Source organism: Oxalobacteraceae bacterium OTU3CAMAD1, assembly GCA_024123915.1.
In the GTDB taxonomy this organism is placed as follows: Bacteria; Pseudomonadota; Gammaproteobacteria; order Burkholderiales; family Burkholderiaceae_D; genus Rugamonas.
Genome location: CP099650.1, coordinates 1,991,106 through 2,004,007, shown reverse-complemented (window position 1 = coordinate 2,004,007; position 12,902 = coordinate 1,991,106). Strand labels below are relative to the sequence as shown.

10 protein-coding genes are annotated in these 12,902 nt (G+C 64.1%); 4 read left to right on the top strand and 6 right to left on the bottom strand.

What is annotated here, in order from left to right:
• Positions 1 to 24: 24 nt before the first annotated feature.
• Entirely contained in the window at positions 25 to 360 is a 336-nt protein-coding gene (locus NHH88_08540) for a hypothetical protein (protein USX15812.1), read from the top strand.
• Between the two features lie 236 nt (positions 361 to 596).
• Here NHH88_08540 and NHH88_08535 read toward each other — a convergent pair whose 3' ends face one another.
• The 5 genes from NHH88_08535 to NHH88_08515 all read right to left on the bottom strand — a co-directional run bounded on the left by NHH88_08535 (position 597) and on the right by NHH88_08515 (position 4,307).
• A complete protein-coding gene (locus tag NHH88_08535; GenBank protein ID USX15811.1) occupies positions 597 to 1,604 on the bottom strand; it encodes a S49 family peptidase in 1,008 nt (335 codons plus the stop codon).
• Positions 1,605 to 1,607: 3 nt separating this feature from the next.
• Positions 1,608 to 2,003, bottom strand: coding sequence for a Rieske 2Fe-2S domain-containing protein (locus NHH88_08530; protein USX15810.1), 396 nt, complete (start codon positions 2,001 to 2,003; stop codon positions 1,608 to 1,610).
• On the bottom strand, positions 2,003 to 2,662 hold the full coding sequence (locus tag NHH88_08525; GenBank protein USX15809.1) for an HAD-IIIA family hydrolase: 660 nt from the start codon (positions 2,660 to 2,662) through the stop codon (positions 2,003 to 2,005). Before NHH88_08525 ends, NHH88_08530 begins: the two co-directional genes overlap by 1 nt.
• 45 nt (positions 2,663 to 2,707) lie before the next feature.
• Positions 2,708 to 3,691 carry an RluA family pseudouridine synthase gene (locus NHH88_08520; protein USX15808.1) on the bottom strand — a complete coding sequence of 328 codons (984 nt, stop codon included), beginning with the start codon at positions 3,689 to 3,691 and terminating at the stop codon, positions 2,708 to 2,710.
• 142 nt (positions 3,692 to 3,833) lie between these two features.
• Entirely contained in the window at positions 3,834 to 4,307 is a 474-nt protein-coding gene (locus tag NHH88_08515; protein USX15807.1) for a hypothetical protein, read from the bottom strand.
• A gap of 98 nt (positions 4,308 to 4,405) precedes the next feature.
• Between NHH88_08515 and NHH88_08510 the strand changes: the two genes are divergently transcribed.
• From NHH88_08510 to mobA, 3 genes are all read left to right on the top strand, one after another.
• Complete coding sequence (locus NHH88_08510; protein ID USX15806.1) at positions 4,406 to 7,543, top strand: Rne/Rng family ribonuclease; 3,138 nt, start codon at positions 4,406 to 4,408, stop codon at positions 7,541 to 7,543.
• Positions 7,544 to 7,700: 157 nt separating this feature from the next.
• Positions 7,701 to 8,822, top strand: a complete 1,122-nt coding sequence (gene moaA / locus NHH88_08505; GenBank protein USX15805.1) for a GTP 3',8-cyclase MoaA — start codon at positions 7,701 to 7,703, stop codon at positions 8,820 to 8,822.
• Positions 8,823 to 8,877: 55 nt separating this feature from the next.
• Positions 8,878 to 10,755, top strand: a complete 1,878-nt coding sequence (mobA, locus tag NHH88_08500; GenBank protein USX17297.1) for a molybdenum cofactor guanylyltransferase — start codon at positions 8,878 to 8,880, stop codon at positions 10,753 to 10,755.
• Between the two features lie 150 nt (positions 10,756 to 10,905).
• On the opposite strand, the gene NHH88_08495 is transcribed toward mobA, so the two are convergent.
• The gene (locus NHH88_08495; GenBank protein USX15804.1) at positions 10,906 to 12,894 is read right to left on the bottom strand and encodes an acyl CoA:acetate/3-ketoacid CoA transferase; all 1,989 of its coding nucleotides are present in this window, start codon (positions 12,892 to 12,894) and stop codon (positions 10,906 to 10,908) included.
• Positions 12,895 to 12,902 lie beyond the last annotated feature (8 nt).

Sequence of the window (12,902 nt, the reverse complement as noted above, 5' to 3'; positions counted from 1 at the left end):
GGAAATACTCAGCAGGACGACAACATGACTACCGTACGCAACGCGAACCCGGCGGCGCAGGAACAGGCCGCCATGCACCGAACCGAACTACTGCTGGCCCGCTGCCGCAACTGCGCCCCCGCCCGCGCCCCCGTGACCGGCGTCCAGACCCGCTGGCACGAGCAGCGCCAGGCCCATTTTCTCGCCTGGCTGGAGGCCGGCGGCTTTGCGCAATCGTATCCCGAGCGGCATGAACAGGAGCGCGACGGACACGCGCTGCGCGACGGCGGCCCGGCGGCGGACGCGCCGGCCGATGTCGACCCGGCCATGCTGCGCCCAATAGAAAACAGCGGCATTGCGCCGCTGTTTTCAGTCCCATGAAAGGACTCTGACGAGGAATCGAAATTCTCTCAAATCCGCATCCATGATGCGGTTTAAGTAGTTCAATCACACTGAATCAAGATCTGCTGACAACGAGATAAACTGTTTATATCGGCCTCCCTTGGAAAGAACTACCCCCTTACTATAGTCCACCAAGTCGGATATGCAAGCCGAAATAAGACCGGATTGTTAATGTTTATCGCCCCGCCAGAAATACGCCAATGGCGCCTAACGCGTCAGCGCAGGCTCGGCGTCACGGTCTGCACCGCCGATTTCATCGCGCCGGCGCCCATCGCCGCGCCGAATTTCTTCAGCACGCGCTCGGGCAGGCCTTCATGCTGGGTGTAGTCGACGATGTCTTCGGCGCGGATGACATCGCGCGCGACGCTGTCGACCGTGCCCAGGGCGTCGGCCAGGCCCATGTCGATCGACTTGGCGCCGGTCCAGAACAGGCCGGAGAACATTTCCGGGCTTTCCTTGAGCCGCTTGCCGCGGCCGTTGCGCACCACCTGGATGAACTGCTGGTGGATCTCGTCGAGCATCGCCTGCGCATATTGTTTATGCTTGTCCGTCAGCGGCGTGAACGGGTCCATGAACCCCTTGTTCTCGCCGGCCGTCAGCAGGCGGCGCTCGACGCCGACCTTGTCCATGAAGCCGGTGAAGCCGAAACCGTCCATCAGCACGCCGATGGAACCGACGATGCTTGCCTTGTTGACGTAGATGCGGTCTGCGCCGGCGGCGATGTAATAGCAGCCGGAGGCGCAGATCTCATCGACCACCACGTACAGCGGCTTGCCGGGATAGCCCTTGCGCAAGCGGTTCATCTCGTCGACGATCATGCCGGCCTGGACCGGACTGCCGCCCGGGCTGTTGATGTGCATGACGACGGCGACCGAACCGGAGTCGGAAAACGCCTTATTGAGCGCCGGGATCACCACCGAGGCGGCGCCGCTGCCTTCCGATTCGATGGCGCCGTCGATTTCGATCAGCGCCGTATGGCGGCCCAGCGTTTCCTCGGAACCGGTCCAGCTGAAATCGAAGTAGGTGCTCAGGGCGACGACGATCACCAGCAAGGTGGCGAACTTGAAGAAGATCCCCCAGCGGCGCGACGACTTTTGTTCCTTCAGCGTGGCGAACACCAGTTTTTCCAGCACTTCGCGCTCCCAGTTGGAAGCGGGCACGGTCGGCGTGACCGGCTGCGCCGGCGTCGGTGGGGTGTGGTGGCTGTCGATGTTATCGCTCATGGATTACTTAGGTTGGAGGTTTTCAGGCGTTTTGGGGACGGGCGAGCGAACGTAGTCGTCGGGTTGCCAGAAGATGCGCTCATCGTGTTCGACCACGCCGATCGGCCGCAGGCGTCCGCCCCGGCACGGGCCGCCGGCGCACAAGCCGCTCTCCGGCACATAGATCGCGCCATGGGTGGAGCACATCAGGTACAGGCCACTGGACTCGAAAAACTCGCCCTCCGCCCAGTCGAGTTCGATCGGCACGTGGGCGCAGCGGTTCAGGTAGGCATACGGCTTGCCGCCGTAGCGGACCACGAATCCGGTACCGCCGGCGCCGCCGGCTGTGACGGCGAAGCGCACGCCCTTGCCGCCCTCCAGCACCGTGTCCGACGCGCAAACCAGTATTTCTTCGTTCATCAAGCGTGCTCGCTCAACCATTGATGCAGTTCGGCCACGGTCGCCGCCGAATACAGCGGATTGCAGGCCGCCAACTGGTCGACCGGATGGGCGCCATATTGCACCGCGATGCCGGCCGCGCCGGCGTTGTTTGCCATCAGCAAATCGTGGGAAGTATCACCGATCATCACCGTACGACGCATATCCTGGCCTAACTCCCGCGTCAACTCCTGCAACATGGCCGGATGCGGCTTGGAGAACGTTTCGTCGGCGCAACGGGTAGCATCGAACATCGACAACAGCTTAACGTCGTTCATGGCACGGTTCAAGCCGACCCGGCTTTTGCCTGTGGCTACCGCCAGGAAATAACCGTTCTGGGACAGTTCCATCAGCATATCGTGCACGCCGGGGAACAGCACCAGCTCATGATCACGCGACAGGAAATGGTAGCGATAACGCTCCACCATGCGCGGATAGTACGATGGATCGATCTCCGGCAGCACCGCCTGCATCGCTTCGTGCAGGCCGAGACCGATGACATGCGCGGCCACATCGTCGCGCGGGATCGGCAGGGACAGATCCCGCGCCGCCGCCTGTATACACTTCACGATCGTTGAGGTGGAATCCATCAATGTTCCATCCCAATCGAAGACGATCAGATCAAATTGCTTTCTTGCCATGTGTTCCGGCCACGGATCGCGGCCGGCTCCTTAGAATATTTGCGATTAGTTAAGAGGTTTTCCCAAGCTTACCAAGAATCGTTCACATTCGGCGGCCAATGGCGCGTTCAACGTCATGATTTTTCCGGAATCAGGGTGGGTGAACGTAATTTGATGGGCGTGAAGAAACATCCGCTTGAGCGCGCCGCGCGTGGCGTCGGCCTTCAGCAGCACCCGGTTCAAGGCAAAATCGCCGTATTTGTCGTCACCAAGGATGGCGAAGCCAGACGATGACAGGTGAACGCGGATCTGGTGCGTGCGGCCGGTCTTCAGCTCGGCTTCCAGCAGCGCGAAATCCTTGAACTTCTTCAGCAGCGAGAACACCGTGTGCGACGGCAAGCCGTCGGCCTGCACCGCCACGCGGCGCTCGCCGTCGGCCGTGGTGTACTTGTGCAGCGGCAGCTTGACGTGCTGGCGCGCGTTTTTCCAGTCGCCGGCGACCATGGTCAGGTAGCGTTTGTCGGTATGGCCATCGCGCATCTGCTCGTGCAGGTTGGTCAGCGCCGAGCGTTTCTTCGCCAGCAACAGCAACCCGGACGTGTCGCGATCGAGCCGGTGCACCAGCTCGAGGAACTTGGCGTCCGGACGCGAGGCGCGCAGCTGTTCGATGACGCCGAACGAGACGCCGGAGCCGCCGTGGACGGCCACGCCGGCCGGTTTGTCGATCACTAATAAGTGGCTGTCTTCGAAAATCACCTTGAATTCGGCTGCGGGCACGTGCGTGGTGTCGGCTTTTTCCGCGATGCGCACCGGCGGAATGCGCACCACGTCGCCCTGCACGAGACGGTACAGCTGGTCGATACGGCCCTTGTTGACGCGCACTTCGCCCGAGCGCAGGATGCGGTAAACGTGGCTTTTCGGCACGCCTTTGCAAATACGCAACAAGTAGTTATCGATGCGTTGACCGGCTTCTTCTTCAGTGATGGTGACGAATTGTGCTTGCAGCGGCAGCGGTGTTGAAGGGGGAACAACATCATTTTGCATCTTCATTTGCTCTGTCTTCCCAGAAATCTCTCTAAGTCCTTCATTTTGAATATATAATTGTTTCGCTGCGGTTCGAACTGCGGCAAGTGTAAGAATAAAAGCACATTTTACACAGGGGCGTCTCCACTGGCCTCGCCAAATTGCAAATTCAGAGGAAAATATGTATACGCACCAGCCATGCGGGAATCAAGGTTGCACCGTTGTTGTAATCGGATGCCGGCATGGATGCAGAATTAAAATGATTGGATTGTAAGGATAAAGTCCGGCCAGCCTGGTTTCGAGCCAGGCTGGCCGGTTGATGAAGTTGATAACGCTTGCCGTTTTCGCCAGACCCCATGCTTTGCTGCAAGCGACGGAAGGCTAAAACCAGCCTGGTTACATTGCAACTTCGCGAAGTTGTAAAATCGAAGTTGTAATACTTGTAGTACGTAAGCCTGGTCAGGATTTGGCTTTCAACGACGTTGCTCACCGCCTGCATTTCTCTGCCTCCCCTACGGGCCGCATGGAAGAGTTGCAGGTGATGCGAGCACTCGGCATGTCGATCGACCTCATGCGCCCAGTTGCGGCCGCGATGCTGGCTCACCGCCCGCGTCGCTGCGCCGCACAGGATGGGCATACCCACCGCAATCGTCTTAATTCTCGCGTATATCCCTGTACCTCGCCGTTCCGCTCCAGGGCGAACGGCATAGAGATGGCCTACGGGTCGCGGAGTTAATAAAAATGAAACGCATGTTGTTTAATGCTACGCAGCAAGAAGAGCTGCGCGTAGCGATTGTCGACGGTCAGAAACTGATCGATATCGACATCGAAACCGCCGGACGCGAACAGCGCAAGTCCAACATCTACAAAGGCGTGATCACCCGCATCGAGCCATCGCTGGAAGCGTGCTTCGTCAGTTACGGCGAAGATCGCCACGGTTTCCTCCCTTTCAAAGAAGTAGCCCGCACTTATTTCCGTGAAGGTGTCGACGTCCGCACCGCTTCCGTCAAGGAAGCGCTGCGCGAAGGCCAGGAAATCATGGTCCAGGTCGAAAAGGAAGAACGCGGCAACAAGGGCGCGGCCCTGACCTCCTTCGTCTCGCTGGCCGGCCGTTACCTGGTCTTGATGCCGAACAACCCGCGCGGTGGCGGCGTTTCCCGCCGTGTCGAAGGTGAAGAGCGCCAGGAACTGCGCGAAACCATGGACAAGCTGGACCTGCCGCCAGGCATGTCGGTCATCGCCCGCACCGCCGGCATCGGCCGCAACGTCGACGAGCTGCAGTGGGACTTGAACTACCTGATGCAACTGTGGCGCGCGATCGAAGGCGCCGGCAAGTCGGCCTCCGGCGCGTTCCTGATCTACCAGGAATCGTCGCTGGTGATCCGCGCCATCCGCGACTACTTCCAGCCCGATATCGGCGAGATCCTGATCGATACCGACGATATCTACGAACAAGCGCACCAGTTCATGAGCCACGTGATGCCCGACATGGTGCACCGTGTAAAACGTTACAGCGACGACGTGCCGCTGTTCTCGCGTTTCCAGATCGAACACCAGATTGAAACGGCGTACTCGCGCACCGTGCCGCTGCCATCGGGCGGCGCCATCGTCATCGACCACACCGAAGCGCTGGTGTCGGTCGACGTCAACTCGGCCCGCGCCACGCGCGGCTCGGACATCGAGACGACCGCCTTCAACACCAACTGCGAAGCGGCCGAAGAAGTGGCCCGCCAGCTGCGCCTGCGCGACTTGGGCGGCCTGATCGTGATCGACTTCATCGACATGGAAGTGGCCAAGAACCAGCGCGAAGTGGAACAGCGCCTGAAGGACGCGTTGCACCACGACCGCGCCCGCGTTCAAATGGGCAAGATTTCCCGCTTCGGCCTGATGGAACTGTCGCGTCAGCGCCTGCGTCCGTCGCTGTCGGAAGGCTCGCACGTGACGTGCCCGCGCTGCTCCGGCACCGGCCACATCCGCGACACCGAATCGTCGGCCCTGCAAGTCCTGCGCATTATCCAGGAAGAGGCGATGAAGGAAAACTCGGCCACCATCCACGTGCAGGTTCCCGTGGACGTCGCCGCCTTCTTGCTGAACGAAAAGCGCGGCGAAGTGCTGAAGATCGAAAACCGCCACCGCATCGCCGTGATCCTGATCCCGAACAAGCATCTGGACACGCCGCACTACAAGCTCGAGCGCATCAAGCACGACGATCCGCGTCTGGAAGACAGCCAGGCCAGCTACACCCTGGCCGAGACCGCCGAAACCGACATGGCCTACAGCAAGCGCCAGAAGGAAGAAGCCAAGCCGCGCCAGGAAGCCATGGTCAAGACCATCACCCCTGACCAGCCGGCACCGCTGGTCGAGCGCAAGCCGGCCGAAACCGTCATCACGCCTGCCCCGGCCCCCGTGCCGGCACCGGCCGAGCAAGGTTTCTTCGCCAAGCTGTTTAGCTTCCTGAGCCCGAAACCTGCCCCGGTCGCCCAACCGCAGCAACCGACCATCGTCGTCAAGGCGCCGTCGCCGGACCGTGGCGACCGCAACGCCCGTGGCCCGCGCGGCCGCAGCCGTAACGGCAAAGGCGCCCGTGGCGAGCGCGAAGAGCGTGAACCAGGCGCGGCCCGTCCGGCAGCGGACGAAGCCAAGCCGGTCGACGCCACCGGCCGCCCTGCCCGTCCACCACGTCCGCCGCGCGAACCGCGCGAGCCGCGTGAGAACGCCGCCGTTGCTGCGGAAGGCCAGGCGCCGCGCGAGCGCGCCGAGCGTCCTGAACGCGCCGAGCGTCCTGAGCGTGCCGAGCGCACCCCGCGTCCACCACGCGAACCGCGCGCCGACAAGGCCCCGGTCGAAGCCAAAGTGGAAGAACTGGCATTGAACGCGGGCCTGGCATCGACCGGTCCGCTGACCGGTGTCGACGCCGCTACCAGCATCCTGAAAACCGCGCCGAACGCCGGTCCCGAGGGCGATGAGAACGAAGTGACGGCCGACGGTGAAGAGCCGCGCCGCCGTCGTCGTCGTGGCGGTCGCAACCGCAATCGCCGCGACCGCGAAGGTGGCGAGGGCGTCGAAGGTGTTGACGGCCAGGAAACCGAAGCAGCCGGCGAGCACGGCGAGCACAAAGCGCCGAGCTTCAGCGTCGCTCCGGCTGCCGAGATGGCTGTCGTGGCAGAGGTCGTCGACGTCGCGCCGGCACCGGTCGAAGCGTCGTTCACCACCGAGCATGTTATTGGAGTCAAAGCGGCAGAGCCGGCGCCTGTGGTTGAGGCGGCTGCTGCCCCTGCGCCAGCCCCTGCGCCGGTGATCGAATCGGCGCCAATCGCCGAACCGGTCGCCGCCTCGCTCGACGGCACCGTGGTGATGCAAGCCCAAGCGCCTGTCGAAGCGGCGACGCCGGTTCAAACCGAGGACGCCTTCGCGGCCCCGGTCGCCGAGCCAACGCCAGCCCCGGCAGTTGCCGAAGCCGCCGCGCCAGTGGCAGCCGAGGTTGCTCCGGTCGAAGCGCCGGTGGAAGCAAAGGTCGAAGCCCCGGTGGAAGCCAAGGTCGAAGCCCCGGTTGAAGCGCCAGTTGTTGAGGCGCCAGTCGTCGCCGAGCCAGTCGCCGCCGCGCCTGTTCCAGCACCAGTGCCAGCCCCGGCGCCGGCACCGGTGGCAGCGCCTGTCCCGGCACCAGCTCCGGCAGCCGCCGCTCCAGCCGCCCCGATCGACCTGCAGGCAGTGCTCGGCTCCGCCGGCCTGACCCTGGCAGCCACGGATCCGGCCAAGCTGCGCGCGGCGCAGGAGGCAGCCGCCAAGGTAGCTGCCCCGGTGCGCGTTCCACGCGAACGCAAGCCACTGCCACCGCAAGCCGACGAACCGCTGGTTCAAGTCGACACCCGCCGCTAACCCGGTGATGTCGTAGCGAAAAAGGGAAGCCGCGCGCTTCCCTTTTTTCATCCTCTCCGCGTTGTTTGATATGGCCGCTAAACCCGGCCGGCGCCATCGTGCTATCGTAGCTTCTTCGGCGGTAATTCAATTTCTTAAACAGCAATATTGTAGAGTCATGGCAGAAAAAATCATCATGATGGCCGAGCAGCGCCGCAGCGCGCCCGCCATTCCCGCGATCCTGGAAGCGCCGACCGGCCTGCTGAGCGATCAGTTGGCCCGGCCATTGCACGACCTGCGCATCTCCGTGACCGACCGTTGTAACTTCCGCTGCGTCTATTGCATGCCGAAGGCGGTGTTCGACAACGATTACCAGTACCTGCCGCATACCTCCCTGCTGTCGTTCGAGGAGATCACGCGGCTGGCCAAAACCGTCATCGCCCACGGCGTCGAAAAAATCCGCCTGACCGGCGGCGAGCCGCTGCTGCGCAAGAACCTCGAGCGCCTGATCGGCATGCTCGCAGAACTCAAGACCATCCACGGCAAGCCGCTCGACCTGACCTTGACCACCAACGCCTCGCTGCTGGCGCGCAAGGCGCAGTCGCTCAAGGACGCCGGCCTGCAACGCGTGACCGTGTCGCTCGACGCGCTCGACAACGCCACCTTCCAGCGCATGAACGATGTCGACTTCTCGGTCGACGATGTGCTCAAGGGCATAGACATGGCGCACCAGGTGGGCCTGGGCCCGATCAAGATCAACATGGTGGTCAAGGGCGGCATGAACGACGACCAGATCCTGCCGATGGCGCGCCACTTCCGCAACACGCCGTTCATCCTGCGCTTCATCGAATACATGGACGTCGGCGCCTCCAACGGCTGGAAGATGGACGAGGTGATCCCGTCGGCCGAGGTGGTGCGCCGCATCCAGGCCGAGATGGCGCTCGAGCCGATCGCCGCCAACTACGCCGGCGAAACGGCTTCGCGCTGGCGCTATGTGGGCAACGACGGCGACGGCGGCGGCGAGATCGGCTTGATCTCCAGCGTCACGCAGGCCTTTTGCGCGGACTGCTCGCGCGCGCGCCTGTCGACCGAGGGCAAGCTCTACACCTGCCTGTTCGCCACCAGCGGCCACGATCTGCGCGCGCTGCTGCGCGAGGGCCGCAGCGACGCGGAAATCAGCACCGTGCTGGCGCACCTGTGGCGCGCGCGCGGCGACCGCTATTCCGAACTGCGCACCAACAATACCGACGGCCTGCCGCGCAGCGCCAACAAGGTCGAAATGTCTTATATCGGAGGGTAGTTCAGTGAAGAGCAAGATCACCGGGCTGATACTGGCGGGTGGGCGCGGCACCCGCATGGGCCGCGTCGACAAGGGCTTGCAACCGTTCCGTGGCTCGACCATGATCGCCCATGTGCTGCAACGCATGGCGCCGCAGGTCGACACCGTCGCCATCAACGCCAACCGCAATTTGCCGCAGTACCAGGCCGCCGCAGGCGCCGACACGGTCGTCATGCCCGATCGGATGAGCGGCTTCGAAGGTCCGCTGGCCGGCCTGCAAGCGGGCTTGCACTACTGCGCCACCGAGCTGCTGCTGACGGCGCCGTGCGACTCGCCCTTCCTGCCGGCCGACCTGGCCTCGCGCCTGTACGCCGCGCTGGAGACGGAGGACGCCGACCTGGCCGTCGCCGTGACCATGGAAACGGACGAACAGGATGGCGGCGCCCCCTATCGCCAGCAGCATCCCGTATTCAGCCTGCTCAAGGCCAGCCTGCTGCCGCAACTGGAGGCCTACCTCGCCACCGGCGCGCGCCGCGTGGAGGGCTGGCACAAGTCGCTGCGCGTGGCAGAGGTGATGTTCGACGACGCCTCCGCCTTCCGCAATATCAATACCTTGGAAGACCTGAAGCGACACGAGCCCGAACAAGCCAAGCCCGCCCCGACATCCGCCCCCGCAGCATCCCCGGCGGGCGTGACAGGCGACCCGGACGCCCTGCCCGTCGACGAGGCGCGCCGGCTGATCGCGCAGCGCATAACGCCGGTCGCGGCGACCGAAAAAGTCGCTTTATGCTCCGCGCTGGACCGCGTTCTCGCCGAAGACATCATCTCGCAGATCAACGTTCCCGCCTACGACAACTCGGCGATGGACGGCTACGCGCTGCGCGGCGCCGACCTGCCGCTCGACGCGGGCTCCGGGCCGGTCACCCTGAAGGTCATCGGCGCCGCCTATGCGGGCCGCCCGTTCGAACAAAAGGCGGCGCCCGGCGAATGCGTTCGCATCATGACCGGCGCCGCCATGCCGCCCGGTTGCGACAGCGTGCTGCCGCAGGAACTGGCGGCGGCAATCGGCGAATCGAGCGTCACCATCGCGCATGGCACGATCCGCGCCGGCGCCAATCGCCGCTTCGCGGGTGAAGATCTGAAAGCCGGCGGCGTCGCGCTGGAGCAGGGAAAAATCCTGCGGCCCGCAGACCTGGGTCTGGTGGCGTCGCTCGGCATCGCCGAAGTGACGGTGCGCCGCCGCCTGCGCGTGGCGTTCTTCTCCACCGGCGACGAACTGCGCTCGCTGGGCGACACGCTCGATACGGGCTGCGTCTACGACAGCAACCGCTACACCTTGTTCGGGATGCTCACGCGCCTGGGCTGCGAGGTTGTCGACCTGGGCATCGTGCGCGACGACCCGGCGGCGCTGCAAGCGGCGCTGCGCGTGGCGTGCCGGGATGCGGACGCCATCATCACCTCCGGCGGCGTGTCCGAGGGCGCGGCCGATTACACGCGCGACATCATGGCGCTGCTTGGCGATGTGGCCTTCTGGAAGCTGGCGATGCGGCCTGGCCGGCCGCTCGCCTTCGGCCAGGTGCGGACCGACGACGGCGCCGCGTGGCTGTTTGGCTTGCCCGGCAATCCGGTGGCGGTGATGGTGTCGTTTTATATGTTCGCGCGGCCGGCGCTGTTGCGCATGATGGGCGTGGACGAGGCGCGGGCGATGCCGCAAACGATGCGGGCGCGCGCCACGGAAGCGATCCGCAAGCGTCCCGGCCGCGCGGAGTACCAGCGCGGTGTCGTGACCACAGGCGCCGATGGCGAGGCGCGGGTGCGGCTCACCGGAGCGCAGGGTTCGGGCATTCTCAGTTCGATGACGGAGGCGAATTGCATCGTCGTGTTGCGGCATGAGCAGGCCAGTGTCGCCGTTGGCGAGATGGTCGATGTCATTTTGTTCGACGGTTTGATTTAACCTCGATATTCCGGCCATTGGCCATCGCGTAACCACGGAACCACGTAGGGCGGATTAGCGAAGCGTAATCGGCCATGCATGCGCCGTCGGCGGCTCGCACATGGCCGATTACGGCGTTCCGCCTAATCCGCCCTACGTGTATCCGGAATTTCATACGCGCGTATCTCCGTTATCGTCCTCCTGCCTTAACCGCAACAGCGCCTCGGCCGAATTGGCGAACAACGCCGCGTCCTTCTCGATGCGGCGGAACGCCCGTCCCAAACTGGCGCGCATGAAGGTACTGTGTGCGTAGCGCGTGACCTTGCTGTAATAGCGCTCCGCCAGCTGGTCGACCGCCTCCACATACTCGTCCATCAAGTCCGGCGCGATCGAGAAATTATCGTAGTTGATCACCGCCGGCACCCTGCGTCCCAACGGCGCCAGGCGCTCCGACACCAGCTCGCAAATACGCTCGATGGTCGCCGCGTCGCTCACCTCGAAACCTTCGAAGTTTACAAAGAACAGCTCCTGCTGCGCGTCGTACATAAGCCGCTGCTCCAACGGCTGCGCGAGGAAGTCGACCCGCCAGTTCATCGGCAACGGCCAGAAAATGCGCGCGTCCATCAGCTTGAGATCCGCGCTGATCGCAGGCTTGAAATCCATCTGCGCCAGGATATCGCGCTCCAGGTCGACGCCGGGCGCGATCTCGATCAACTCCAGCCCCGACATGCCGCCGTCGATCACCAGCTTGAACACGCACCGCTCGGTGACGAACAAGGCTTCCTGGCCGCGCCGCGCGGCATACTCGCCGCTATAGGTGCGATGCTCGACTTCATCGATGAATTTTCGCGTGCGTCCCTTGTCGGCGGTGAAGGTGCCGACGAACACCACCTTGCGCGCATTCTGGCTGATGTTGATGAAGCCTCCGGCGCCGGCCAGCTTGCTGCCGAATTTGCTGACATTCAGGTTGCCGTGCCGGTCCGCCTGCGCCAGGCCGAGGATGGCCACATCGAGCCCGCCGCCGTCGTAGAAATCGAACTGGTAGGGTTGGTCGATGATGGCGTCCGCGTTGGTGGCCGCCCCGAAGTTCAAGCCGCCGGCCGGCAGGCCGCCGATCACGCCCGGTTCGGCCGTCAACGTCACCAGGTCGAGCAGCTTCTCCTCCGCCGCGACATTGGCCACGCCCTCCGGCATGCCGATGCCGAGATTGACGACATTGTTCGGCCGCAGCTCCATCAGCGCGCGGCGCGCGATGATCTTGCGCTCCGACAGCGGCATCGGCGCCATCGCCGACAAGGCCACCCGCAGCTCGCCGGCGAAGGCCGGGCTGTAAGGCTCGGCGAAGGTCTGCATATGGTACTCGGGCTTTTCCGCCACCACCACGCAGTCGACCAGGATGCCGGGTATCTTGACCTGGCGCGGGTTGAGCGTGCCGCGCTCGGCGATCCGCTCGACCTGCACGATGACGATGCCGCCGGAATTGTGCGCGGCCATCGCGATCGCCAGCGCCTCCAGGGTCAGCGCCTCGCGCTCCATCGTGACGTTGCCGTTGGCGTCGGCCGTCGTGCCGCGGATGATCCCCACGTGCACCGGCTGCGCCTTGTAGAACAGGTATTCGTTGCCGCCCATGGTCGCCACCTCCACCAGCTCCTCGGTGGTGCGGTCGTTGATCTTGCCGCCGCCGTGGCGCGGATCGACAAACGTCCCGAGGCCGACGTGCGTGAGCAATCCCGGCTTGCCGGCGGCGGTGTCGCGAAACAGCTGGCTGATGACGCCTTGCGGCAGGTTGTACGCTTCGATTTTGCCGCCGATGGCCAGCTGCTGCAGCTTGGGCAACAGGCTCCAGTGGCCGCCGACGACCCGTTTGAGCATGCCCTCGTGCGCCAGGTGATTGAGACCGCGATCCTTGCCGTCGCCCTGCCCGGCCGCGTAGACCAGGGTCAGGTCGCGCGGGTGGCCGCCGCCCTCGGACGCCGGCGCCAGAAAGCGCCGCTCCAGCGCCACCGCGATATTCTCGGCGAAACCGACGCCGACAAACCCGCCGGTGGCGATGGTGTCGCCGTCGCGTATCAGGCCGACCGCGTCGGCCGCGCTGACGATCTTGTTGCGCTGGACAGCCGGCATGCCGACGGTGGAAAAATCAAGGCTACGTCCTGGCATGATCGGCT

Excerpts from the sequence above, each read along its gene's own strand:
- mobA (USX17297.1), top strand. The coding sequence starts at position 8,878 with ATGGGCCGCGTCGACAAGGGCTTGCAACCGTTCCGTGGCTCGACCATG.
- NHH88_08535 (USX15811.1), bottom strand. The coding sequence starts at position 1,604 with ATGAGCGATAACATCGACAGCCACCACACCCCACCGACGCCGGCGCAG.
- NHH88_08530 (USX15810.1), bottom strand. The coding sequence starts at position 2,003 with ATGAACGAAGAAATACTGGTTTGCGCGTCGGACACGGTGCTGGAGGGC.
- NHH88_08495 (USX15804.1), bottom strand. The coding sequence starts at position 12,894 with ATGCCAGGACGTAGCCTTGATTTTTCCACCGTCGGCATGCCGGCTGTC.
- NHH88_08540 (USX15812.1), top strand. The coding sequence starts at position 25 with ATGACTACCGTACGCAACGCGAACCCGGCGGCGCAGGAACAGGCCGCC.
- NHH88_08525 (USX15809.1), bottom strand. The coding sequence starts at position 2,662 with ATGGCAAGAAAGCAATTTGATCTGATCGTCTTCGATTGGGATGGAACA.
- moaA (USX15805.1), top strand. The coding sequence starts at position 7,701 with ATGGCAGAAAAAATCATCATGATGGCCGAGCAGCGCCGCAGCGCGCCC.
- NHH88_08510 (USX15806.1), top strand. The coding sequence starts at position 4,406 with ATGAAACGCATGTTGTTTAATGCTACGCAGCAAGAAGAGCTGCGCGTA.
- NHH88_08520 (USX15808.1), bottom strand. The coding sequence starts at position 3,691 with ATGAAGATGCAAAATGATGTTGTTCCCCCTTCAACACCGCTGCCGCTG.